Here is a 24,673-nt window from a genome sequence, read left to right as displayed (position 1 = left end):
CCTATTATTGAATTGGACGGTGGACCGTCACGAGTTTTGTACCGTCTGGGAATGTACATTCAATCTGCACATCACTAATCATATCGCCGACGCCTTCCATTACATCCTCAACCGTAAGCACTTGTTTCCCTTCGCTCATCAGTTGAGCAACAGTCTTTCCGTCACGCGCGCCTTCCATAATGTAGTGACAAATTAGTGCGATAGCTTCCGGATAATTCAACTTAACTCCGCGTTCCTTACGCTTAATTGCCAGTTCTCCTGCAACATGCAACAGCAATTTTTCCTGTTCGACCGGTGATAATTTCAATTCAAAGCACCTCTTTTTTTAATTAATAAAAAAACCAAATCTTGTACGATTCAGAAAATTAATTGAATTAATGTTCTCTGTTACTTTTTTAAACTTAATTTGCATGAATATGCCATTTTGGACAACCGTCCAGTGGATTGGGGCCCTTCTAAATCGGGCTTTTGCGGAATGTGTCGAAGAATGTCGATGACTAAACTATTATAATGGTTTATGGCTTTTTTTTCAACTTAATGACTTAAAAAGGCATAGGAAAATGGAATTGTTTTTTTACAATTCTACTGGAAACTTTACTTTTAACTATCACAAATAAATACTTGTGTTTTCAGCTTCATTACTTGGTTGCGCTCTCCTATATGATACCCAAAAGCATTATTGCCCAAACACAAAGAGCCGCCTCAATTTAGCGGCAAATCTCCATGTGATTGAATTGCGTAAACCGCTTTCCTATCTAGTTTCACTCGACGCCAGGTAATATCGTCAGCGTCTTGTTATCAGCATCGAGCTTTGCACCGACACCAAGTGGTATGGCAAAGTTCGGCTGACAATGGCCAATTTTGAATCCTTTGACAACCGGTATTCCAAGATTAGCCGTGTAATCTGCGAATACTTCATCAAGAGTTAGTGTTTCTTTTCGTTTTTTGGGTTCCGCATCCGAGAAGTCGCCTATGACAATTCCCACTGCATCTTTAAGCTTTCCAGCCATACGCAATTGATTGAGAAGACCATCGACTTTGTATGGCTCTTCTCCGACATCTTCTATAAAGAGAAGCTTACCTTTCGTGTCCACTTCAAACTTAGTGCCGATTCCACTGGCGAGCAACGACAGATTCCCACCAACAAGTTCACCTTGTGCGACGCCCGCTGTAATGGTTTCAAGGGGTGAAATCGCTTCCGTGTAATGAAGTTCCATTGGCTCAAATAACTGCTGGAACATTTTCGCAGACAATTCGTGGAACGTATCTTTCCCAACACATGATGCAAGCATCGGGCCATGGAATGTAACGAGGTTGGAATACAGACCCATCGCTGTATGAAGGAATGTGATATCACTGAATCCCCAAAGGACTTTCGGATTCTCTTTCATAAGCTGCAGATCGATTTTATCCGTATAGCGAGCTGAGCCGTATCCTCCGCCCGCACAGATGATTCCTTTAATAGTAGGATCGGCAAACATGTCGTGCAAATCTTGAAGTCGTTCTTCGTCCGTCCCTGCCAGATATCCGTGGACATTCAAGACATGTTCCCCAAACTTCCATTTCAATCCCAGCTGTTCAAGAAACGCGAGTGAGCGCTCTAAGTTTTCCTGATTAGGCGGACTCGACGGTGCAATAATGCCAATTGTGTCCCCTTTTTGGAGACGCTGTGGTCGTATTTTCATATTGCTAACTTCCTTTCATTCATATAATTATTAGTAATATTGGGATTACGAGCCCAATGTTACTACCACTACTTGTACTAACTTTAACATACTATGATACTAGGCTATACCGGTCTCTTCTTATATTGAAATGAAGTGTCCGTAATATGAAAAAGCCGTCACCCAGAGTCATCCAGGTAACAGCTTTTCAATACTTACTTATTCAGATACTCCCCACATCCATGGGTTATAGTTTGGAGTACCTGCTTCAATCGAGTAGTTAACCATACGCTTGTTAGTAGCTGTTAGAGCATAACGGTATACAGTTGGTGCAACCGGTACATCTTCAACCATAAGCTCTTGCCATTGATTATAGATGTCTTTACGGTAATCAAGATCAAATGCTTTTTCAGACGTTCCAGCTTCTAGGAGCTCGTCGTTCTTTTCGCTTGTGTAATGATTGTAGTTGAACGCAGCTGTTCTTCCATATAGGCCTGATGGGTCCGGATCTGATCCAGTTCCCCATGCGCCTTGGAAGATATCAACTTTCGGATCGCTAGCTTTCAACATGTCGTAAAATGCGTTGAACTCATGTAGACGACCGTCTAAAAGTCGAACTTTGATACCTACGTCAGCCCAGTTTTGTATATAGAACTGCGCAATCGGTTCGGCCGTTTCTCCGCCTGACATAGAAGCAAAGTCAAGTATAAATTCTTCACCTTTGTCATTTTCACGGATGCCATCACCATCTACGTCTAGATATCCAGCTTCATCAAGAAGCGCTTTCGCTTTTTCAGGATCATACGCACGGCCTGGATTGCTTGCATCATGGAAGCTTGCGAATACAGGGATGACCAAAGTTGTAGCCGGGAAACGAAGACCATGGTAAAGTTCTTTACCGATTGTGTCGTTATCCATTGCATGCCACATAGCTTGGCGAACAAGTTTGTTGCTCATTTTTTTACTTGGATCCGTTACGTTTTCTTTCTTAACTGTATCCCATTGACCAAGGTTGAAGCCGATATATGTGTATGCAAGGTCTACTTTTGCAAGAAGCTCTACGTTTTCAACCTTTTCCGCAATTTCGTACTGATCGACTGGAACACTTGCAAAGTCGATTTCACCTTTTTTAAGTGCTTCAAGAGCAGTTGCTGAACTTACTACTTTCAATACAACTGTCTTATTAGCAGGTTTCCCTCTCCAATAATCTTCGCTTCTTTCAAAAAGGACAGACTCGCCTGGTACAATTTTAGCAACTTTATAAGGTCCGAAACCGATTGGATTTACACGAATCTTATCAGATGCAACGATTTCTTCCATTGTCAATTCACCTGCTATTACGTCACCCACATGGTGTCTTGGAGTAGGGTATGTCACAATACCTGATAGAAGAGACGGTGTAGCTTCAGTATATGTGATTGAAATTTCTTTATCGCTAATTACATTGATACCGGAAATTTTATCCGTTTCTCCTTTGTTATATGCAGGCATACCTACTACGTTTTCAATCATAAAGTCATAACGTTCACCGACATAATCCGGATGCCCAAGAAGCTCATACGTGTAAAGGAGATCCGATGCTTTTACAGGCTCCCCGTCATGCCAATTCACATTGTCTTTGATTTTTAGTGTGATTGTTTTATTGTCGTCAGAAATTTCATATGTTGCAGCTCCATCATTTGTGATCAAATAATCACCATCAGTAGCTAGAAGATCTTCAACGAAGAACTGCATGACGTCTGCGTCATATGCTCCAGAATAGAACACAGGGCTCAATGTACCTTCGAATGGAGAATCACTAACAAGTCCAAACGTTAGTTCACCGTCTTCTTTTGCTGTTCCCGTGTTTGTAACTTCAAGCGGGAAATCAAGCGCAGCATCCGGATCCACTGGCTCCTCTTTTACTTCTTCCGCTGCTGGTTTACTATCATCTTCTTTTACCGGATCTTTCGTACCCTCGTCTGCCTTGTCTTTGCCTGTACATGCAGCTAGAAATACGCTGAGAACGAGCATTAGACCAACCAGTAACATAAGTTGCTTCTTCATCAATTGTATTACCTCCCCTTTTTTTATGCTAATCTCTGTCTTGCGTCAGACGCACGTTTAACCGCTTGCCCAACATAATTTATACACAGCATCATTACTAGAATCAGTAATGCTGCGGGTAACCATACCCACCACTTATTCTGTACAATATCTGGGTTTCTCGCATAGCTGATCAGCGTCCCGAGAGAAGATGTTCCCGCCGGCAGACCAAATCCAAGGAATGTAAGACCTGTCTCTAGCCCAATATTTCCTGCAAGCGTAAGTGTCATATTTACTATGACGAGAGAACTTAAGTTTGGAAATAATTCAAAGGACATAATTTTCCAACTCGGCGTTCCTAACGTCTTAGAAGCATTGATGTAGTCAAGCTCCCGTTCTGCAAGTGCCCTTGACCGGATTAGTCTTGCTTTACCAAACCAAGCAAATGCACTCACGATTAAGATGAAGCCAAAGATCGTATATTTTGGAACACTAACCACGAAAATAATGATGATCATCAATGACGGAAGAACCATTAAGAAGTCGATGATACGCATAATGATATTATCGACAATTCCACCATAGAATCCGGCAATCAGACCAACTGTTAAACCAAAAACACCAGCAATTAATGTGACGCTTAACCCGATTGTGAAAGAGTTCCGCGTCCCAAGCAACAACTGACCCAATACGTCACGACCGCCGTCATCTGTCCCCAACCAATTGTCTGCGGAGGGCGGTTTCCAGTTATTAAAGAAGTTCACGCGCGTAAGTGCTGTCTGGTCGACGAATAGTGGAGATAAATAGGCGGCCAACAAAATAAGCATAAGTAAGATAAGTGAAGCCAATGCCATTTTGTCGTTTCTTATTTCACGCCAAATCGTTTTCACAAACGATGGATTATTCTTTTTTTCTTTTGCCATCAGTTCTTTCTCATTGAACACGACCACTGTTTTCCCCTCCTCGCTTTTCATTTTTATCAATCAATACGGATACGTGGATCTACAATGCTGAGGATTATATCCGAAAGCATTGTCCCGACAATTGCAGCTGTGCCTGAAATCATGACAAGAGCTGTAACGACCGTAAAGTCACGTCCCATGATTGACTGGATGAAAAGCTGTCCGAGTCCGGGATAACTGAAAATCATTTCAAGGAAAATTGAACCTGCAATAAGACCTGTAATTTCATAACCGAGAAATGCTGCAATCGGCAATAGAGAGTTACGTAAAATATGACGCGTATACACCTTACTTTCCGGAACCCCTTTGGCACGGGCAGTCTTAACAAAGTCTTTTAGCTTGGTATCTATAATGTCATTACGTAAATATTGAATGGTTCCGAACGTCGCAAGTAATGCGCCCGACATAACAGGTAGAATTAAGTGTTTCACTTTACTTACTATATAATCAAAGGATCCTGTCTCAATCCTTATGTCGACACTTCCGCCAATTGGGGTCCAACCAAGGATGAAGCTGAAGAGAAACAACATTAATAGCGAAAAGACGAATAGCGGCGTTGCAAAAGCAAAATAGTTATAGGTGACGATCATCTTATCCGCCCACGAATCCGTCCACCTACCAGCAATGATTCCAAGCGGTATAGCGATTATATAGGTCACTATCAATACCCCGAATGATAACAGTACCGTGTTCCCAACTCTTCCTGCAAGCAGCGCTGTAACTGGTTGCTTATGTGTAAATGACTGACCAAAATCCCCTTGAACTGCATTCCCAATCCAATGTCCATACTGAACATACCAAGAATCATTTAGGCCTAATTTTTCACGCATTTTCTCCATCTGCTCAGGCGTCACATTAGGGTTACTCATGAATGAACTTGTCACCGCATCGCCAGGCATGGCTTTGGCGAGCAAGAAGATTATTAAGCTGAGAAGTATTAGTTGTGGAATCATGATCAATGTTCTTCTTACTATAAATGTCAGCATTTTTCACAATTCCCCTTTACTGCAATGCAACGGAATGTGTATCAGAAACCTTTTTCAGGTCAAACATCCGTCCATCTTTATCGAAATAACTATCATAGTCTGTCCGGTATGCTTCATTGATGGACTGACGGAGATGCGTTTTCTCAAATCGCTTTTCCGGATTCATTTCTGGAATAGCTGCAATAAGCCTCTTCGTGTATAAGTGTTGTGGATTATTATAGACTTCCGCAGCTGTTCCCTCTTCAACAAATCGACCTTTATACATGATGCCGATACGGTCACACATATGCTGGATAATCCCTAAGTCATGAGAAATGAATAAGTATGTCAGATTAAACTCCTTTTGAATCTCCTGCATGAAATTCAAAACTTGTGCTTGAACAGACACGTCTAGTGCTGAAACAGGCTCATCTGCAATAATCAATTTGGGATTCAATGTGAGCGCACGTGCAATTCCAATACGTTGGCGCTGACCACCGGAAAATTGGTGAGGATATTTATAAACTGATTCGGGATTCAAACCCACTCGATCAATAAGTGTCTGTACCCTTTTCAACTCTTCACCAGGCGACATCCGTTCGAAGTTTCGTAGCGGTTCGGAAATAATATTCAATACATTCTTCCGAACATTCAATGATGAATAAGGATCTTGGAAAATCATTTGAATATCTTTTGTATGTTGTCTTCTGTCTGAACCTCTCAGTTTCGCGAGGTCATTGCCTTCAAAAAGAATTTCTCCCTCTGTCGCCTTATTGAGGCCAATAATTGCACGTCCAGTTGTCGTTTTTCCACAACCTGATTCACCAACAAGACCGTATGTCTCGCCGGGCTCCAGTTCGAAGCTAACGCCGTCAACTGCCCTTACTTGGTCGACCACTCGGCGGAGAAAACCTCCCCGAATCGGGTAATGTACTTTTAACTTATTTACTTTAAGTAACGACATAAGTCTCTGCTCCTACTCTCTCCTCAGGGAAGTGGAAGTTTTTGTAACAATTACAACGGACGAAATGGCCTGGTTCTACTTCATGTAATTGCGGATTCACTTCATGGTCCTCTACTGGAATCCATTTAATCCGCGGCGCAAACCTACAACCTGTCCGATCTAGATTTTGGATGGAGGGAACAATTCCTTCAATAACATGAAGTTTTTCCTTCGCTTCCATATTCGCAGGGATTGAATTTAATAACGAACGGGTATAAGGATGTAAAGGGTTTGCAAAAAGTTCACGAACTTCAGCAATTTCCACTATTTCCCCTGCATACATAACTGCTACGCGATCAGCCATTTCTGCTACGACACCAAGATCATGTGTAATCAAAATAATGCCTGATTTAATTTGATTTTGTAGCTCTTTCATAAGATCCATGATTTGTGCTTGAATTGTTACGTCCAAAGCTGTCGTCGGCTCATCCGCTATTAGAAGAACTGGGTCACATGCAAGTGCGATTGCGATAACAACACGTTGCCTCATGCCACCGGACAGTTCATGCGGGTATTGTCTAAAGACGCGTTGTTCGTTTTTGATACCTACACGTCGAAGTAAATTGAGTACACGTTCTTTCTTATCTGCCCTCGAAAGTTTCATGTGGTAATCCATCGGTTCCTCAATCTGTCTACCGACTGTCGCTAGCGGATTGAGTGCAGTCATAGGATCCTGAAAGATCATCCCGATATCTCTACCGCGAACTTTGTTCAATTTAGATACCGGTAGGTTCAATAGATTCTGTTCTTTAAAATTAACTTGTCCTTCAAGTTTCGTAGATTTCAGATTATGAAGTCCCATTATGGAAAGGGCTAGTGCGCTTTTCCCACAACCCGACTCCCCTACGATTGCGACAACCTCATTCTCATGGATTGTTAAGGAAACGTCATCTACCGCAGCGTAGTAGTTGCCCTTGATACTAAAAGATGTGCGGAGATTTTTAATTTCCAATACCGGGTTTCCCAAGAAAACTTCCTCCCTACATTACTTAAACTCCCAAACTATTAATAGTAAATTTTCTGATATTGATTCACTTGCACCAATATACTATACAAATTTATGGATGACAACACTATTTTTTCAGAATACCAAATACATAAAATACTTCATGTGTGACAATTAGGTTACAAATAGGTTACAAACGTTGACCTGAAAGCATTTCCTGTCCCGAAATACTTTTAGCGTTTTAAAAATAAAAATTTGTCATTTTATTTATAAAACGCAAAAAAGATTCCATTTCCGATTTGGAAAGAAATCTTTTTTTGTATTCAACAGGACGTGTTCATCATTTAAAACTTTTTAGGTGTTACCAGTTCTTCGATGAGGTACACGGAGTTGAAATCGAGTTTTGGAGGTCTACTTTTCCCACGATGGAAAAGCCCTTCGAAACTGGATGGGAATTAAGCGAATCACAATCAATTATTTGCTGAATTTGCTGACGTAGACGCAACCATCGCTGCAATCGTCGCAGCCATCACCGCTTGCTGTGCTTGTATAATCAATTCCACAGACGTCGCAAGACTAACACTTTCTGCTTCTGCACTTTCAGTCAATTTATGCATAATGTACCCAATTGCGATAGACAACGCCATTTCCCGATTCCATTTAAAAGGTTTAGATTCCTCCAATGAATGCGTAAGTTCGACAATATTCTGCAGTTCTATATCATCTATTCCAAATACGGTAAGAAATCCAATCATAGGATAATGCACAGGTCGTACTTTCGTATTGCGCTTGAAATGAGTTAGTACTTCCACAGCCCTGGTTATGAGACTTGGATCAAACTTGATCTGTATGTAAGTCATCACTTGTGACAGCCATTGTAGTTCATTTCCCGAACGGAATCCCTCGGTTCGCAATGAGTCATAATACGCACGCATTGACTTGGCGTGCTCCATTGGATCAGCGCCCCTTTTCCCTAACAATACTGCATATGCGTAATCATCGTCTGACGTCAGGAAAAAATGCCGTTTCTTAATCGCATCATATAGTTTTTTAGCTTGACGCGCCTCGTTTTCATAGAGCTCTGTATCGTTCGTCAACAGGAGCGCAGCCAAATATGAATGGATTGTATTACGGAAGCCTATACCTTTTAAGACTTGTTGCTTCGCGAATAAACGATTCACCTCTTTGTCGATATCTGTCCCAGGCTTATCTAGAAATGCAGCCATCATCGGAAGTAGATTGCCGCGTAGCGGAGAAAGCCAGCTGGATTTACTTTTTAGTGCATCCATTACTCGACTCAAACTTTCCGCGTCAAACTCCCTTTCAGATGTGACATAGTACGATGTAATTGTCAGCACGACGTTTTTATCCACCGTCCAACCTGCCAACGACTTCACTTTTTCATATGTCGTTTCAACTTCCTGTCTAATCACATTCGCATCCATTGAACACATCTCCTTTTATATATGTACGCTCGTCCGCAAGAAAGGTTTCATAAAACTTGGCAAAACCTTTACTGCTTGCTATGCTTTTCGAAAATATCTATAGAATTGAGTGATCCACATGACCGAATTTGAAACGATTCTCGATACCCATTCATTCCAATCGAAAGAGACACTAAAAGAGCAGCTTAACTTACTTGGTGTTAAATCGGGTGATCATATCATTGTCCATTCATCCCTTAAATTGATGGGTTGGATTGCAGGTGGTGCACAAGCCGTCGTCGAAGCGCTGATGGAAACAGTGACGTTAAACGGGACAATCATCATGCCCGCGCAGTCTGCCGATAATTCGGAACCATCTTACTGGATGCTTCCCCCTGTCCCAGAAGCGTGGCATGAACCTATACGTCAATCTATTCCCGCTTACGACCCGAACTTAACCCATCTACGTGGAATGGGGAAAATCGCTGACTGCTTCCATCGCCATCCAAAAACAATTCGAAGTTCTCACCCCGCCCATTCGTTCATGGCGTGGGGCCGCCACGCAGATGACTGGATGAGTGGACATCCGCTCGATGATTCATTCGGAACGAGTTCTCCACTCGGAAAAATGTTGAATGTGGATGTGAAGGTCATTATGATTGGAGTCAGTTATGAATCATGCACCGCACTTCATTTAGCTGAATACCTAGCTCCTGAATATACAGTCTCTCCTCAAGGTGCAGCCATCATGCAAGACGCTGAACGAATTTGGGCCACTTTTGATATGGTCGATGTCGATTCGGATATTTTCCCCGAATTGGGTACCGCGTTCGAGGAAATGAACCCCGGCATTGCTATCGACGGCAAGTTAGGACAAGCCCTTTGCAAAGTCGTTCCGATGAAACCGCTTGTTGAGTTTGGGACTGTATGGATAACTGAAAAAAGAATGTCAGAAGTGGTCGTTGACTAAAAATAGAAACTGTACAACCCTATTCTAGCACTATACGACAAAGCAGCATCACTGTATAAGAAACGCCCCTCCTCGTGTGATTTCTCACACAAGGAAGGGCGTTTTTCTTAACTATAAATGTTAAATTAAAGAATCCCATTGAATCTGCTGTGGTACTCAATAATGAGAGAGTTGTAATTCGGGATGTGGATTGTAGAACATTTGGCGCTAGGGTGTTCATTATCGAGAGAAATATGATTTTGAGATGTATATGCCGAGGTTGTAAGGTGATTACTAGTTGATACTATATAAATGAATCCCATTGAACCGCTACAGCGCTAGGGGATGGCTTCAGCTACCCCTGCTAAGGCGCCTTCGCTCAGTATATATACCGGATTCAACATATATAATTATAGTCAAGAAAGACGTACTCCAGCTTGCAGATTTCGTCACAGATAACGAAATGTGCTTTCTCAAATAGACCATCCAGCGAAGACGCGACTTCGTGGTAGCCGGAGCGATAAGACTGAAAGCGGCCTCCTTTCTGGCTTATCGCGGGAGGCATCCACAAAGCGTCGAAGCGGTATTAGCAGGAACTCCAATTCACTCCAAGTATTAGGGCTTTTCAGTGGTCTCCCAAAAGCCCCTTTAAAGCGCATACGCCGTATTCATTTGTTCAACATATATATTTCTTTTTTCGACATTTTTACTAATGCCTCGACTGCTGTTAAGTCATTTCTATGAAAAGCAGCAACAATCGCACTTCCAACAATGACTCCGTCTGCAAGCGCACCAATTGACCGGACTTGTTCAGGTGTTGAAATACCGAACCCTGCTAGTACGGGGACAGGACTTACCGCTTTCAGCTGCTCCAAATGGGCAGCAAGATCATCGCCAAATCCATCCCGCACTCCTGTAATGCCGTTTACCGTTACGGCGTACACAAAGCCTTCAGCTGCCGCTGTTATTTTCTTAATCCGTTCTGGTGGGCTCGTTAGCGAGACTAGTGGAATGAGTGCAATCTCGGATTTTGCAAGAGAATTCTGCAATAGTCCACTTTCTTCGTGTGGCAAGTCAGGCACAATAAGTCCACTGATACCGCTGTTCTGACAATCCTTCGCAAATTGATCAATGCCATAGCTCAAAATCGGATTCAAGTAAGTCATGATTACAAGCGGAACAGTGACTTCATCCTTGAATAAAGTGAGTTCTTTCAATACCTTACGAAGTGTTACCCCTTTAGCAAGTGCTCGTTCTCCCGCTTGTTCAATCACTGGGCCGTCTGCGACCGGATCTGAAAAAGGAATACCCAGTTCGATTGCGGTCACACCTGTTTGTTGGAGAAATAATATGTTTTTCTTAATCGTTTCAAGACCGCCGTCGCCCGCCATTATGTAGGGCACAAATGCTTTATCGCCCCGGGTTACACAATCAGTAATCGCGTTAGTTAAGTCTTGCTTAGTCATTCAAGCCACCTCCTAAAGCATCGCGTACCGTTTGGACATCTTTATCGCCACGTCCTGAAAGGCAAATAACGAGAATTTCTTCCTCCCCCATCGTACCTGCCAGTTCGACTGCATAGTGAACCGCATGTGCACTTTCAAGTGCAGGGATGATTCCTTCCACTTTCGCCAATAACTGCAATCCTTCCAATGCACCCGCATCCGTGACAGACGTGTACGTAACGCGCCCGATATCATGCAAATGGCTATGTTCCGGACCAACTGCGGGGTAATCGAGACCCGCTGAAATGGAATACGCCTCCTGGATAAATCCATCATCGTCTTGCAATACATACATATACGCCCCATGCAGAACGCCTTCTTTGCCATCCGCAATTGCGGCTGCATGAAGTCCTGTTTCAATACCGCTTCCCGCCGCCTCAACACCATACAAAGCAACGTCTTCATCATCAATAAAAGGATGGAACATGCCGATTGCATTACTCCCACCGCCGATGCACGCCACAATTGCATCCGGCAGACGCCTTTCTTTCTCCACAATTTGTCGTCTCGTTTCCACACCGATTACACGTTGGAAATCACGAACAATTCTCGGGAATGGATGCGGACCAAGCGCAGATCCTAATATATAATGCGTGTCTTCCACATTTGCCACCCAGTAACGCAGCGCCTCATTGACTGCATCTTTCAGTGTGCCTGATCCTTTATCGACTGAAACGACTTTTGCTCCAAGTAACTCCATGCGGAAAACATTCAATTCCTGCCTGCGAATATCTTCTTTCCCCATGTAAATAACGCATTCGAGATTAAACAAAGCACATACTGTTGCTGTCGCTACTCCGTGCTGACCCGCTCCGGTTTCCGCAACGATTTTCTTTTTGCCCATTCGCATCGCAAGGAGTGCCTGCCCAACCGTATTATTGATTTTATGTGCTCCGGTATGGTTTAAATCCTCCCGTTTGAGATAAATCTTCGCACCGCCCGCTTCTTTAGTAAGTCTTTCTGCAAAGTACAGCGGCGTCTCCCGTCCGACAAAATCCTTTAAGTAATAATTTACTTTGTCCGTGAAAGCCGGATCGGCAATCGCATCATCATAAGCAGCCTCCAGTTCGATAAGTGCTGTCATTAATGTTTCAGGAACAAACTGCCCACCAAATCGTCCATATCGTCCTGCCTGTGTAGTTTGAGTTGCACCCAATTCTTGTACCATCGCTTATCTCTCCTCATCTTTGACTGCTTTAATGAATGCGCGAATCAACTTGTCATCTTTTCTTCTCATAACTTCTACTCCGCTTGAAACGTCCACCATATATGGATGTACCATCCTGATTGCTTGTGCAACATTATCCGCGTTCAGTCCACCCGCCAGAATAACTTTGTCCGATTGTACACCAGCATCTTTCATTAGTTGCCAATCAAAAGTTTTTCCACTTCCACCTTTAAAGTCCGTTCCAGGTGTATCAAACAAAAAGTAGTCTGTTTCATAGTGTGCAAATCGCTTTGCATCTTCATCACTGTAAACTGATAACACTTTAATGGAAGGAAGTCCGACTTTTTCGATGAAATCTGAACTTTCATCACCATGAAATTGAACAAAATCTAGCGGTACTTCTCGGAAAGTTTGCTCAATATCATCTTGTGATGCATCAACAAATACCCCTATCTTCAGCACTCCAGGTGGAATATTCTTTGCCAACTCTTGCGCTTTGGCAATTGTCACTTGTCGTCGGCTTGGAGCAAAGACAAAGCCGATTGCATCTACTCCAGCATCGACTGCCGTTTTCACGTGTTGTGATTCCATTAGTCCACAAATTTTCACCTTCGTCATCGGACTACCCTCGGTAATTCGACTTGCAGTGATTGGATAGCTGTAGCGACTTCACCACTTCGCATTAACGATTCGCCGACGAGCACTGCACTTGCACCAGCATCTGCTACAAATAACGCATCTTCCGATTCCCAGATACCACTTTCGCTGATGAGGACACGTTCTTCATCGAACGGAAAAATGGCTGCAATCTCTTCTGTTCTCTTTAAATCCACTTTAAATGTGCGGAGATCACGATTATTTACACCAATCAATTTTGCGTTGATGGCGATTGCGCGTTTCAGTTCCGCCTCATCATGTACTTCTACCAATACTTCCAAGCCAGATTGCAGCGCGTAGGTATGAAATTCAGCGAGCTCATCTTCAGTAAGTGCAGCAACAATCAACAGGATGACAGAGGCTCCGGCCCTTTTTGCTCGGTCAATCTGTACAGGATGGATGATAAAATCCTTGCATAGCAACGGAATAGGAACATTGTCTGCGACAGCTGCTAGGTCTTCGAATGACCCCTTGAAAAAGTGACTATCCGTCAATACAGAGATGCACGCTGCACCTGCGCGATGGTAAGAAATTGCCTGTGCAACGGGATCAGCGCCTTCCGCGATAAGCCCCTTCGAAGGAGATGCGCGCTTCATTTCCGCGACGACTTGCAAATGCTCTGTTTTATATAGCTTGTTGAATAAAGACGGACGCGCTGGACGTGCTTCTTGTCGTACATCCTGCTCTGCCAACATGTCTTGTACTTCACGCCGTTTCTCGTGTAAAATCTTGTCTAAAATCGTCATCTTGCCACCGCCTTTGCACCGATTTTCTGACTGAATGCTACGACAGCGTCAAGCTTTTGCAATGCTTTGCCAGATAAAATACTTTCAGTCGCCTGTTTTACGCCCTCTTGAATTGTCGCTGCTCGCCCATTTGCAAATAATCCGATGCCTGCATTGAAAACGACTGTATCGAAATGAGGACCGCGTCGTCCATTGAAAATCGCCCGAATGGTTGCAGCATTTTCCTTCGCATCGCCTCCACGTATAGCTGAAATCGGAGCATATGCAAGCCCCACATCATCTGCTGTCAGCGAAAATGGGATCAAATCGCCTTTATCAAGAAGGACAAATGCATTTTGTCCCGCAAGTGACGCTTCGTCCATTCCACCCGCTCCCGATACGACAATTGCCCGCTCTCTTCCAAGCATGCGCAATACGGATGCGTATTCCATCGTGAAGTCCGGTCTGTTAATACCCGTGAACTGTGTTTTCAATGGGATTGGATTGGTCAAAGGACCTACTAGATTAAAGATAGTCGGCTTGCCAATTTGCTGCCGGATTGCACCAATTCGTTTCATTTTCGGATGAACATTTGGCGCATATAAGAAGGTGATTCCTTCCTGTTGAAGAAGTTCGATGGTTTCATCTAAGCTGAAGTCTATATGAATGCCAAGGGCTTCCAATACATCAGAACTTCCCGCGGCACTCGAAACTTTCCGATTACCATGCTTAGCGATGGATGCGCCGGCTCCTGCCAATACGAACGCGGATGCTGTACTAATATTGAACGTATTTGAGCCGTCTCCGCCTGTTCCGCAGTTATCCATAAATGTTTCCCGTGGAACATTTACCCGAAGTGCGAACGATTTCATTACCGAAGCAAGAGCCGCTACTTCATGGGCCGTTTCTTCTTTTCGTGACAACGCCACAAGGAAATCAACTATGTCCTGCGATGCGGTTTGTTCATTAAACATCAACTTAGAAGCTTCCACCATTTCTTCATACATCAAATGCTCGCCCAACTCTACTCTTCTAACAAAACTTCTCATCTCAATCTCTCCTCTGCTCTGCTCTGCTCTTTCTCATAATCAATTCATCATCGATTTAGTTAATGACTTCCAACAAGGACTTGGCTTTATTGGCCGTTTCCATAAATTCTGCTGTTGGATCTGACGCTTGCACAATTCCTGCTCCTGCCTGGACGTACGCTTTACCGCCTTTCACAACCATCGTGCGAATCGTCAACGCAAAATCCATATTACCGTTGAAACCGATATACCCAATTGCCCCGCCGTAAATACCCCGGTCCATTTTCTCCAATTCATCAATCAATTCCATTGCTCGTTTTTTCGGTGTACCTGTTACCGTACCCGCCGGAAGACATGCCGTTAACGCGTCCAATGAATGTAGCACTGGCGACAATGTTCCCTCTGCTTCCGATACAATGTGCATGACATGCTCGTAACGGACGACTTCCATATAACTTGTGACTTGCACAGAATCTGGAAGGCACACTTTCTTCAAATCATTACGTCCAAGCTCGACCAACATATCGTGCTCCGCTAGTTCTTTTGGATCCGCCAACAACTCTTTTTCTAGTGCTAGATCTTCTGCTTTATCTACACCACGTCGGCGTGTCCCTGCAATTGGATTCGTCATCACTTTGCCATTCGCTACACTTACGATACTTTCTGGGGACGTACCTAAAACGACGTGATCATCAAATTCCATATAATACATATAAGGTGAAGGATTACGCTTTCTTAGCTTTCGGTATAATGAAAATGGATCACCGTTAAAGTCCGCCACTAAACGCCTAGACAGTACGATTTGCTCAGCCTCTCCTTGCTCGATATACCCCTTTGCTTCGCGTACCAACTCTTCAAATTGTTGTTGTGTGATAGAACAGCTATAATCCGAGAGCGCAAAAGCCAACTCTTCTTTTTCCGGTCCGGACAACATACTTTCCGCTAGTGCATCCAAATCAGGAGCACTTTGTTCCGGATTAATTTCCGTATGCAGCAATGTCACTTCATTCAACACATGGTCGAAAATAATAATGGTTTCGTAAATATTAAAATTAACATCCGGAAATCCCATATCGTCATGGGAACGCGTCACACTGTCGGAACCCGCTCCGTAACCAACGTAGCCGACTGCTCCGCCTGTGAAAGGAAAATCGATATCATCCGTAATTCGCGGCATCAATCGTTTCAACAGCACAAACAAATCGCCCTCGTGTACATATTTCTTGCCAGTAGCATAAACATGTTCTTCAAGTTTTCCGTCGCGTCCGCTATAAGACTTCAGTGGATCCATCCCAAGGAAGGAGTAGCGCCCAGATCCCTCATGCTTCGAAGAACTTTCTAATAAAAACTTTCGCTGCCCCTGCATTCTTCTGAAAATCAATATGGGTGTTAATGAATCCCCATTTAACTTCTTCATTGTCGTCCGTAAACTCGTCTGTTCTCTACTCATCTCAGCTCAACTCTCCTCTTTTTAGGTATAAAAAAAGTCCTCTGCAAAAGGACAGATTAGTCCGATTGCAGAGGACGGAATAGACCGCGTTGCCACCTCTAATTGAAGCATTGCTGCTTCCACTTAGCGTGCCCATAAGACACATCCCGTAACGTGGGATCTCACGTCCTACTTGAAAAACGATTCAAGTAGACTCTCATAAGTCCATTCACACCGGCCGCGAATCAGTTTTCACCACCCACTGACTCTCTACAATCGCGCTCCTGTGCTACTCTTCTTATTCATCAATTTCTCAGCTATGCTCTTCTCAACTCGTCTATCGTGGGCGGCACCGCTCTCGGTACCTTCTGCCCGTCTTTGGTAAAATGTTATTCCCATCGTATTACAAGGCGAGTTAGTTGTCAATCTTTTCTGTTTCATTCGTATCTGATTTAAAATCGGGGCATCTTCTTTTGCGCCGATTGCAACTTTTTGGTTTTAATTGCAACTTCGAACTTCTAATGTCAACTTCTTGATTCTAATAGCAACTCTGCACTTCTAATACCAACTCCACGGTTTTGAACATTTTCCGTAGACGCGCTACAATAGAAGAAAGAACTTTCTTAGATAGGATGACATACATGAGAATTAATAAGTATTTAAGCGAAGCCGGGATTGTTTCCCGTCGTGGCGCGGATAAATGGATAGAAGATGGACGCATTACGATTAACGGGCAACTTGCCGAGCTCGGCAGTAAAGTCGAAGATGGCGACGAAGTCCATGCTGATGGAAAACTAGTGAAGACGGAAGAGCAACTCGTTTATCTTGCCCTCAATAAACCCGTTGGCATTACTAGCACGACGGAACGCCATATTAAAGGTAATGTCGTCGACTTCGTCAATCATCCGCTACGTGTTTTCCATATCGGTCGACTCGACAAAGACTCAGATGGACTTCTTCTTCTGACAAATGACGGCGATATCGTCAATGAAATCTTGCGCGAAGAAAATGGCCATGAAAAAGAATATATCGTCACTGTCGACCAACCAATCACGAAGGAATTCATCAGACAGATGGAGTCAGGCGTCCCGATTTTAGATACGGTAACAAAACCATGTAAAGTAAAACAACTAGGACCACGTAAATTCAACATGACATTGACGCAAGGCTTAAACCGCCAAATCCGCCGCATGTGTTCCGCACTTGGTTATAATGTTCGAAAATTACAACGTACGCGCATTATGAACATCCATCTTGGTGACTTGCCGAATGGTCAGTGGCGTGACTTGACCGACGAGGAACTGTCGGAAATGTTCAAGATGTTGAATTATGAACCGAAACGCTAATATAAAAAAGATATCCCGCACCTACTAACACCGGTGTTGGATATCTTTTTTATTCACTGCCTTATACGTCAACCATCTCTAAAAATTGGCGTGTCCGTTCGTTGGTCGAATGGTTGAAAAATGTATGCGGATCTGTATTTTCAATGATACAGCCTTCGTCCAGCATAACAATTCGGTCGGCAACTTCTTTTGCAAACTTCATTTCATGGGTGACAACGACCATCGTCATACCCTCATTGGCGAGATCCTGCATTACTTGAAGTACTTCCCCGACAAGTTCTGGGTCAAGCGCTGATGTCGGTTCGTCGAACAAGAGCGCTTTGGGTTCCATTGCGAGTGCCCGAGCAATGGCAACACGCTGTTTTTGCCCGCCTGATAGTTTACCTGGATAGACGTCTGCTTTATCAGATAAGCCGACTTTTTCCAAGATAACACGCGCCTCTTTCTCTGCGCGTTCCTTCTTCATCTTTTTGACAATGATTGGTGCCTCCGTGATGTTTTCAAGCACTGTCTTATGTGGGAAAAGGTTAAAATGCTGGAACACCATTCCTACTTCGGCACGCACATTCGACAAGTCATCTTTCTTCAGATCGACTTGTCGTCCATCAATTATAATTTCACCTTCATTGGGCATTTCAAGGAAGTTCAAACAGCGAAGCAACGTACTTTTACCCGATCCGCTGACTCCGATAAGCACAACAACTTCTCCGGTCTCCACATCTAGATCGATTCCTTTCAGCACGTCAAGATCGCCGAATGACTTGTGGAGGTTTTTTGTTTTAATCATTTAATTTCCTCCTCATATACTGTCAACATCCAGCTTTTTCTCATACCATTTCAGCAGTGCCGAGAAGATTAGTACAAGTACGAGATAATAAACCCCGACGACTAGGAATGTTTCGAATGGTTGGAATGATGCTGCCGCTTCCCTGTTTGCCAGTCCGAACATTTCCGAAACACCAATAACGTAGACAAGTGATGAATCTTTCATGGTAATTATGAACTGGTTTCCAAGTGGCGGAATCGCACGGCGAAGCGCTTGCGGAAAAATAATTCTCCGCATTGCTTGCCGGCGGTTCATACCAACCGCAAGACTTGCTTCTTCTTGCCCGCGATCGATTCCCTGTATGGCGCCCCGGAAAATTTCCGCGATATAAGCACCATTATGAATACCTAGCGCGATTGCACCGGCCCAGAAATTCGAAAGGACGACGATATTCGTAATTCCGTAATAGAGAAACATGATTTGGACAATCAGCGGAGTCCCCCGGATTAAAGTAATATACAGGTTTGCGATTGTCTGTAAAATTTTTGATTTGGATATCTTCATTAATGCAAAAACTATACCTAGTGCAGTACCTAACACGAGTGCAATTGCTGTAATTTCCAACGTGATAAGTGCAGCTTTTAAAAATCCTGGGTACGTTCGTATGAATACCTCATAAAGTGTTATAAATATCTCTGGCACTAGTTATACCCTCTTTCTGTAGTCAAGTCTGTGAAGTCATTCATTCTAAAAGCTCCACACCTTCCAGATCAAGGTCTAGTAGATTTCGATCAAACCATTTCTTTGAAATTTCATCATACGTACCATCTTCAATTATTTCTTTCAGCGCTTTGTCAATGTCTTCCCTTAATGCATCATTGTCAGGTCGTACAGCGATGGATGGCTGCTCTACCCATAGCGGCTTTCCGACTTCCTTAATTTTAAAATCATTATCAATCGCTTCATAGCCTACGATATCGGCTGTGATAACTGCATCGAGACGACCTTCTATAGTCAAATCTTTTAGTGCAACTACATCACTGCTATAATACTGGATATTGTCCGAAAGGGTTTGTGCGGGTTTTTCATATGTAGATTGGGCCACGACACCGATTTTTTTACCTTTCAAATCATCCTCAGACTTAATATCCTTATTATCTTCGGATACAAAAATCATTCCGCCCGAGTAATAGTAAGGTTCAGTAAAGTTCACCTGCTTTGCACGCTCTTTCGTATAAGCCATTGACCCAATGATTGCATCGAACTTCTTACCGATTAGCCCCTGCATAATTGTTTCAAAGGGATTTGTCACTGGGTTCGCCTCTAGCCCCATCTTGTCAGCAATTGCCTCACCAATCTCTATATCAAAACCAGTTAATTTCCCTTTTTCTTCAAAATTAAATGGCTTATAAACACCACTCGCGGCAAAAGTCAGACTCCCTTTTTTCATAAGTTCATAGCTTCCATCGCCGTCACTTTTTTCTGCTCCGGCATCCTTCTTTGTCCCGCATGCCGATAACACCAACACCGAAACAGTTAACAATAGAAATAGTACTTTCAACTTCCCCATAGTAAAAGTTCTCCCCTTTTTATCATCCCGGATGTTTTTCCGGTTTTTACCTTACTCTCTATCTCGTTCCCTATTCTTTTTCTGCTAAACATAAATATGCACGAAATATGCATTTTATTGCATATCAAATTGCTCAATTTGACTGATAATTCGCAAGTGTAATAGCGATTTTGTCTAGTATTTCAGGCGTCGTGCCATTCAAATAGTTATTAATCATAATAGAAAAAGTAAGTATTTCTCCATCTTTCGTTGTAACGTAGCCAGACAACGCGGTGACTCCGTTCAATGCGCCCGTTTTCGCTTGGACGTTGCCTGCTGCCGTTGTCCCTGTCATACGATTGCGCAATGTTCCTCCAACAAACCGTTCTCCATTCCCTGCTACAGGAAGCGCATTCAAAAATGCTGGATACCATGGTTTTGTCTGTGCTGTGTAAAGCAGTTTTGTCACTTCATTCGCCGTGACAAGGTTTTTATGGGACATACCTGATCCATCGCGAAGCAGCATATTTTTTGTATCAAGTCCTAGAGTAGAGAGTGTTGCTTCTATGATCGAAAGCCCCTTATCCCAACTGCCCTCGCCACCTATAGTACGCCCCATCTCTTTAACTAATACTTCAGCATGTCCGTTATTACTTAATTTCATGAAGGGAATGAACAATTCATGTAGTGGCATTGAATTTTTTGACGTCAGTAAAGTAGCCCCTTTAGTCACTTTTTTGCGCTCGACTTTCGGAGCTGTCGAAAACGTAATGCCCAGTTCTTCAATTGTTTTTTTGAAGATGCTAATCGTGTAGTTTGTCGGTTCCCAGACAGATGCCCAAGTGCGTGTTTTTGTTGAGCCTTCTGGAATCGTCCCGGATACGATAAACGTATTTGTACCGTGTTGCCTTTCAACCGTAATACTTTTCTTGCCTTTTTTAGCTACCGTTTGAGTCTTGTTGACGACTGTCAGGTAGTTATTTGCTGGTACCATGGCGACTTGTCCCGCCTGTCCTGATTTCTTGGCAGGATTCACTTCGACAATGACCGTACCTGCGTCATAGTCGTCATTTGGAGATAACGTCAGTGCGGACACCTGAGAACCTGTATAGTAGGGTTCATCAGACCAGTTTAGGTCTTGGGAAAGTCTAATGTCATCGTACCAAGTATCATCCCCGTAGACGTTTCCTGCGATGGAGCTGATTCCCTTCGCTTTTAATTCGGATACGAATGCCTTCAGGTCGTTCTTCGTCAGTGTCGGATCGCCTCTTCCTCTTAAATAGAGATTGCCGTGCAGCACGCCGCTCTCTATTCGCCCATCCATATACAACTCAGTCTTGAACGTATGCCCTTCTCCAAGTGTTTCAAATGCCGCAGCGCCTGTCAGTAATTTCATGACGGATGCGGGGTGGACTCGCGTATCTCCTAGATGGGAATAGACAACTTCGCCGGTTGCTGCCTCACGAATACTTACCACAGTCGTCGCACCTTGTAATCTCGGGTCTTTCAAAATTTCGTCAATGTCATGAAATGCATACGTTTTTTGCGGTTTATCGACTGGTTTATCAACTGGTTCATCAACTTTAGCAACGGATACTGTCGTATTGTCGGGAGCGGTGGAATGGTTATCCTTACCGTTAAATCCGTTTATCAGCAAGACAATCATTACAATTACTAGTAGTACGCTTATCAACTTCAATTGTTGGCTCTTTTTCAATCGATCTTCGCCTCCCGCCCAGTTAAGTAAATTATTCCTTTTAATAAACAAACAATATGGTTTTCCGATGAATGAAATAGGGGATAAAGCTATAGAGAGAGAAACGGCAGCACTCTGATCCATCTCTCACCATTTTTTTAGAGAGGTGTATATTTTGGTTCATAAAGACCCTGAGAATGGAATCGCAACTGCGCTAATCCATATATTAAAAGAAGGAAAAAGAGAGACATTCCATGAAATCATGAAGGAATTGAAACCTTTCGATATTGCAAACCAATATGAAAATTTACCAGTGAAACATCGGCCGTTATTTTTAGAATTCCTTACGTTAGATGAATTAACCGGGTTATTACGTCATTTATCACAGGATGATCAGCTCCGTGCTTTGCGAACAATCGGTCCTGCCCGCTCCACGGATATATTGGATCTTATGAAAAATGATGACCTTGCTTTCCTGTTATCGGGACTTCCCCAAAAAGAAGCCGATGCATTAATTGCCGAAATGAAACAAGAAGAAATGGACATCATCCGGCAGATCATGAATTATCCGCCAAAAACGGCCGGAAGAGCGATGACGAACCGCTTCGTATGGATTCATAAATCATATTCTGTCGAGCGGGCAGTAAAGAAACTAAAGAGTTACGCTGCACTTGCGGAGTATCTAAACTATCTGTACGTTCTAGATGATGACAAAAAAGTTATCGGTGTCGCATCGTACAGAGACCTGTTGCTCGCAGAACCCGAAGCTCAAATAGAAGACATCATGTCACGGAATATCGTCAAGGTAGGTGTGATGACCAAACAAGAAGAAGTTGCTAAGATTATTGGCCGTTACGATTTCGTTTCAATGCCTGTCACTGATGACGAAGGCGTTCTGCTCGGTATCATCACGGTAGATGACGTCCTTGATATTGTCGTTCGGGAAGCGAATGAAGATATTGAAATGCTACTGGCCTCTGGAAAAGCGATTGACTTCAGAACGAAGCCGTTAGTTGCCGCCAGAAGACGTTTACCATGGCTAATTTTACTGCTGTTCATCGGACTTGTTTCTGGAAGTATCATATCCCGTTTCGAAGCGACTCTTGAAGCCGTTGTCGCGCTCGCCTTCTTCATGCCTATGATTGCCGGAATGACCGGGAATACTGGAACACAATCACTCGCCGTCGTTGTCCGCGGTCTTGTATCCGAGGATCTTGATACGAAAAAAATGCTGAAACTTATTTTTCGGGAGTTATTAGTCGGGATTATTATCGGTATTGTCTGTTCCATCGTCATTTCAATTATTGCTTATATTTGGCAAGGTAGTTTTGTACTCGGACTTGTTGTTGGTGTCTCTTTACTTATCACACTTATTATCGGAACGCTGGCGGGTACAATCATCCCGCTCGTCTTGCACAAATTCAATGTGGATCCTGCAGTTGCATCGGGTCCGCTTATTACCACCATCAATGATATATTGTCGCTTTTGATTTATTTCGGAATCGCGACAATGTTCATTTCAAAATTGATGTGAATCAAAGAGGATGCGACTTTACTCGATTGGGTGAAGTCGCTCCTTTTCTACTTGTCATGAAAGTCGATAAACTATTTACAATACCGTACAAGCCAGCCATCCGTACTTCCTGAAATCCCAGTCCCTCGCCATCCTTCTTCAAGCAGTTTTTGCTGAGCTTTTGTATCTTGCATCGGAATGAATTGCTCCACTTCCCATTCGTCCCCCTCTTTATGAAGATGTTTCACAAAAACGTAACGCAACACCCCGTCATATTTCTTTTTCAGCGCGGCAATTTCCATCTGCTGTGAAAACTTGTCCTTGAGACTTGCGATGTTAAACGGAGCAACCGTTGCGCAAACGTACTTATAGTCTGCCACTTTCAACTGCTCCATTAAGACGTCTGCCATAATCTTTTGCAGACGGTAGCCACGATAGCGTGGCGAAACAGTCGATATCTCCTGATAAATAACAGACTCAAATTCCGTCGAATCAAGCCCAACGTCGGAACCGAGATGCTCTTCATCTGCTCCTGGGACAAGTAATGCACGGAATGCGACGAGCCGTTCATCTGCAAACACCCCTACCATCTTACCGCCGTCAGCCAAAATATATTCGTACTCTTTTTGGGATAATGAAGATAACGAACTTGGATTATCAAGTACATAAACCACCTCATTCTGTACATGTATAATTTCATGAAGGTCTTTCAGGTGCAGTCGTCGAATATAAAACGGATGATTATCTTTTAACAAACCACTATAAAGAATATCCATCTTCTTGTCCCTCCGCTTCGTTGGATAAAACTGGTATGCTATACTAAATGAAAAGATTACTGAATAGGGGGATTACTTTTGTGACAAGTTTAAAAAGTATCGGCCAAATTGGGGTTCCTGCAAAAGATATTAATCGAGCTATTTTATTTTATAAAGATTTACTTGAACTACCGCTTTTATTCAACACAGACACAATGGCTTTCTTCGACTGCGACGGCATCCGCCTTATGCTTAGTCTTCCCGAAAAGGAACAATTCACAAACGCAAGTTCCGTCCTTTATTTCCAAGTAGATGACATCACACAAAGCTATAGTCAGATGAAAGAAAAAGGAGTTTCATTTATCGATAAACCGCATGTCGTCGCAAAAATGGATTCCACAGAAACGTGGATGGTGTTTTTCAATGATACCGAGGGGAATACGCATGCGCTGATGAGTGAAGTAGCCGTATAACTATTTAATGAAATATACTACTCAATTATTCATGTTAAAAAAGGAGTTGCTTCACTCATTACGAGTAAAGCAACTCCTTTTCTTGTCATCAAGCGTAATCCACTAATAAAGCATCGCTCGTTCTA

Annotated in this window: 23 protein-coding genes and 1 other annotated feature; of the genes, 4 read left to right on the top strand and 19 right to left on the bottom strand. The window is 43.2% G+C overall.

Going from position 1 to position 24,673, the window contains the following annotated elements:
* Window positions 1–4 precede the first annotated feature (4 nt).
* The 8 genes from ureA to ACGLYD_RS19645 form a co-directional block, all read right to left on the bottom strand.
* Entirely contained in the window at window positions 5–307 is a 303-nt protein-coding gene (gene ureA / locus ACGLYD_RS19680) for an urease subunit gamma (protein ID WP_067204300.1), read from the bottom strand.
* A 454-nt stretch (window positions 308–761) separates the two neighbouring features.
* Window positions 762–1,685 carry an LD-carboxypeptidase gene (locus ACGLYD_RS19675; RefSeq protein WP_342539357.1) on the bottom strand — a complete coding sequence of 308 codons (924 nt, stop codon included), beginning with the start codon at window positions 1,683–1,685 and terminating at the stop codon, window positions 762–764.
* A 198-nt stretch (window positions 1,686–1,883) separates the two neighbouring features.
* Complete coding sequence (gene opp4A / locus ACGLYD_RS19670) at window positions 1,884–3,710, bottom strand: oligopeptide ABC transporter substrate-binding protein (RefSeq protein ID WP_342539724.1); 1,827 nt, start codon at window positions 3,708–3,710, stop codon at window positions 1,884–1,886.
* A gap of 23 nt (window positions 3,711–3,733) precedes the next feature.
* The gene (locus ACGLYD_RS19665) at window positions 3,734–4,612 is read right to left on the bottom strand and encodes an ABC transporter permease (RefSeq protein WP_342539723.1); all 879 of its coding nucleotides are present in this window, start codon (window positions 4,610–4,612) and stop codon (window positions 3,734–3,736) included.
* Between the two features lie 56 nt (window positions 4,613–4,668).
* Window positions 4,669–5,637, bottom strand: coding sequence for an oligopeptide ABC transporter permease (gene opp4B, locus ACGLYD_RS19660; RefSeq protein ID WP_342539356.1), 969 nt, complete (start codon window positions 5,635–5,637; stop codon window positions 4,669–4,671).
* 16 nt (window positions 5,638–5,653) lie between these two features.
* Window positions 5,654–6,580 (bottom strand): ATP-binding cassette domain-containing protein, encoded by a 927-nt coding sequence (locus ACGLYD_RS19655; protein WP_342539355.1) that lies wholly within the window; start codon window positions 6,578–6,580, stop codon window positions 5,654–5,656.
* A complete protein-coding gene (locus ACGLYD_RS19650; RefSeq protein ID WP_342539354.1) occupies window positions 6,567–7,586 on the bottom strand; it encodes an ABC transporter ATP-binding protein in 1,020 nt (339 codons plus the stop codon). Before ACGLYD_RS19650 ends, ACGLYD_RS19655 begins: the two co-directional genes overlap by 14 nt.
* 449 nt (window positions 7,587–8,035) lie before the next feature.
* Window positions 8,036–9,010 carry a DUF4003 family protein gene (locus ACGLYD_RS19645; RefSeq protein ID WP_067204284.1) on the bottom strand — a complete coding sequence of 325 codons (975 nt, stop codon included), beginning with the start codon at window positions 9,008–9,010 and terminating at the stop codon, window positions 8,036–8,038.
* A 118-nt stretch (window positions 9,011–9,128) separates the two neighbouring features.
* Between ACGLYD_RS19645 and ACGLYD_RS19640 the strand changes: the two genes are divergently transcribed.
* Entirely contained in the window at window positions 9,129–9,959 is an 831-nt protein-coding gene (locus ACGLYD_RS19640) for an aminoglycoside N(3)-acetyltransferase (protein WP_399630040.1), read from the top strand.
* A gap of 647 nt (window positions 9,960–10,606) precedes the next feature.
* On the opposite strand, the gene trpA is transcribed toward ACGLYD_RS19640, so the two are convergent.
* From trpA to ACGLYD_RS19610, 6 genes are read right to left on the bottom strand one after another with little or no spacing between them, the layout of a single operon-like run.
* The gene (gene trpA, locus ACGLYD_RS19635) at window positions 10,607–11,404 is read right to left on the bottom strand and encodes a tryptophan synthase subunit alpha (RefSeq protein ID WP_399630038.1); all 798 of its coding nucleotides are present in this window, start codon (window positions 11,402–11,404) and stop codon (window positions 10,607–10,609) included.
* Window positions 11,397–12,611 carry a tryptophan synthase subunit beta gene (gene trpB / locus ACGLYD_RS19630; protein ID WP_399630035.1) on the bottom strand — a complete coding sequence of 405 codons (1,215 nt, stop codon included), beginning with the start codon at window positions 12,609–12,611 and terminating at the stop codon, window positions 11,397–11,399. The genes trpA and trpB overlap by 8 nt, the downstream gene beginning before the upstream one ends.
* A 3-nt stretch (window positions 12,612–12,614) precedes the next feature.
* Window positions 12,615–13,229 (bottom strand): phosphoribosylanthranilate isomerase, encoded by a 615-nt coding sequence (locus ACGLYD_RS19625; RefSeq protein ID WP_067204272.1) that lies wholly within the window; start codon window positions 13,227–13,229, stop codon window positions 12,615–12,617.
* Complete coding sequence (trpC, locus tag ACGLYD_RS19620) at window positions 13,226–14,014, bottom strand: indole-3-glycerol phosphate synthase TrpC (RefSeq protein WP_399630032.1); 789 nt, start codon at window positions 14,012–14,014, stop codon at window positions 13,226–13,228. The genes ACGLYD_RS19625 and trpC overlap by 4 nt, the downstream gene beginning before the upstream one ends.
* On the bottom strand, window positions 14,011–15,042 hold the full coding sequence (trpD, locus tag ACGLYD_RS19615) for an anthranilate phosphoribosyltransferase (protein ID WP_067204268.1): 1,032 nt from the start codon (window positions 15,040–15,042) through the stop codon (window positions 14,011–14,013). Before trpD ends, trpC begins: the two co-directional genes overlap by 4 nt.
* Window positions 15,043–15,097: 55 nt before the next feature.
* A complete protein-coding gene (locus ACGLYD_RS19610; RefSeq protein WP_399630029.1) occupies window positions 15,098–16,471 on the bottom strand; it encodes an anthranilate synthase component I family protein in 1,374 nt (457 codons plus the stop codon).
* Between the two features lie 67 nt (window positions 16,472–16,538).
* Window positions 16,539–16,765: a binding site (T-box leader), on the bottom strand.
* A 326-nt stretch (window positions 16,766–17,091) separates the two neighbouring features.
* On the opposite strand from ACGLYD_RS19610, the gene rluF reads away from it, so the two are divergent.
* On the top strand, window positions 17,092–17,796 hold the full coding sequence (gene rluF / locus ACGLYD_RS19605; protein ID WP_067204263.1) for a 23S rRNA pseudouridine(2604) synthase RluF: 705 nt from the start codon (window positions 17,092–17,094) through the stop codon (window positions 17,794–17,796).
* A gap of 61 nt (window positions 17,797–17,857) precedes the next feature.
* On the opposite strand, the gene ACGLYD_RS19600 is transcribed toward rluF, so the two are convergent.
* The 4 genes from ACGLYD_RS19600 to dacB all read right to left on the bottom strand — a co-directional run bounded on the left by ACGLYD_RS19600 (window position 17,858) and on the right by dacB (window position 21,828).
* The gene (locus ACGLYD_RS19600) at window positions 17,858–18,583 is read right to left on the bottom strand and encodes an amino acid ABC transporter ATP-binding protein (protein ID WP_067204261.1); all 726 of its coding nucleotides are present in this window, start codon (window positions 18,581–18,583) and stop codon (window positions 17,858–17,860) included.
* A gap of 12 nt (window positions 18,584–18,595) precedes the next feature.
* Complete coding sequence (locus ACGLYD_RS19595) at window positions 18,596–19,264, bottom strand: amino acid ABC transporter permease (protein WP_067204259.1); 669 nt, start codon at window positions 19,262–19,264, stop codon at window positions 18,596–18,598.
* 40 nt (window positions 19,265–19,304) lie between these two features.
* Window positions 19,305–20,132, bottom strand: coding sequence for a transporter substrate-binding domain-containing protein (locus ACGLYD_RS19590; protein WP_187046322.1), 828 nt, complete (start codon window positions 20,130–20,132; stop codon window positions 19,305–19,307).
* Window positions 20,133–20,265: 133 nt separating this feature from the next.
* Window positions 20,266–21,828: a D-alanyl-D-alanine carboxypeptidase/D-alanyl-D-alanine-endopeptidase gene (gene dacB / locus ACGLYD_RS19585; protein WP_399630026.1), complete on the bottom strand. Its 1,563-nt coding sequence runs from the start codon at window positions 21,826–21,828 to the stop codon at window positions 20,266–20,268.
* A gap of 154 nt (window positions 21,829–21,982) precedes the next feature.
* Between dacB and mgtE the strand changes: the two genes are divergently transcribed.
* Window positions 21,983–23,341 carry a magnesium transporter gene (gene mgtE, locus ACGLYD_RS19580; protein ID WP_156475934.1) on the top strand — a complete coding sequence of 453 codons (1,359 nt, stop codon included), beginning with the start codon at window positions 21,983–21,985 and terminating at the stop codon, window positions 23,339–23,341.
* A gap of 71 nt (window positions 23,342–23,412) precedes the next feature.
* Here mgtE and ACGLYD_RS19575 read toward each other — a convergent pair whose 3' ends face one another.
* Window positions 23,413–24,096 carry a GNAT family N-acetyltransferase gene (locus ACGLYD_RS19575; protein ID WP_399630022.1) on the bottom strand — a complete coding sequence of 228 codons (684 nt, stop codon included), beginning with the start codon at window positions 24,094–24,096 and terminating at the stop codon, window positions 23,413–23,415.
* 80 nt (window positions 24,097–24,176) lie between these two features.
* Here ACGLYD_RS19575 and ACGLYD_RS19570 point away from each other — a divergent pair, with 80 nt between their 5' ends.
* Window positions 24,177–24,548: a VOC family protein gene (locus ACGLYD_RS19570; RefSeq protein ID WP_399630020.1), complete on the top strand. Its 372-nt coding sequence runs from the start codon at window positions 24,177–24,179 to the stop codon at window positions 24,546–24,548.
* Window positions 24,549–24,673 lie beyond the last annotated feature (125 nt).

The organism is Sporosarcina sp. SG10008 (assembly GCF_044569405.1).
Classification (GTDB): Bacteria; Bacillota; Bacilli; order Bacillales_A; family Planococcaceae; genus Sporosarcina; species Sporosarcina psychrophila.
The sequence above is the reverse complement of the archived record's forward strand: the minus strand, read 5'-3'. Positions and strand labels throughout refer to the sequence as shown.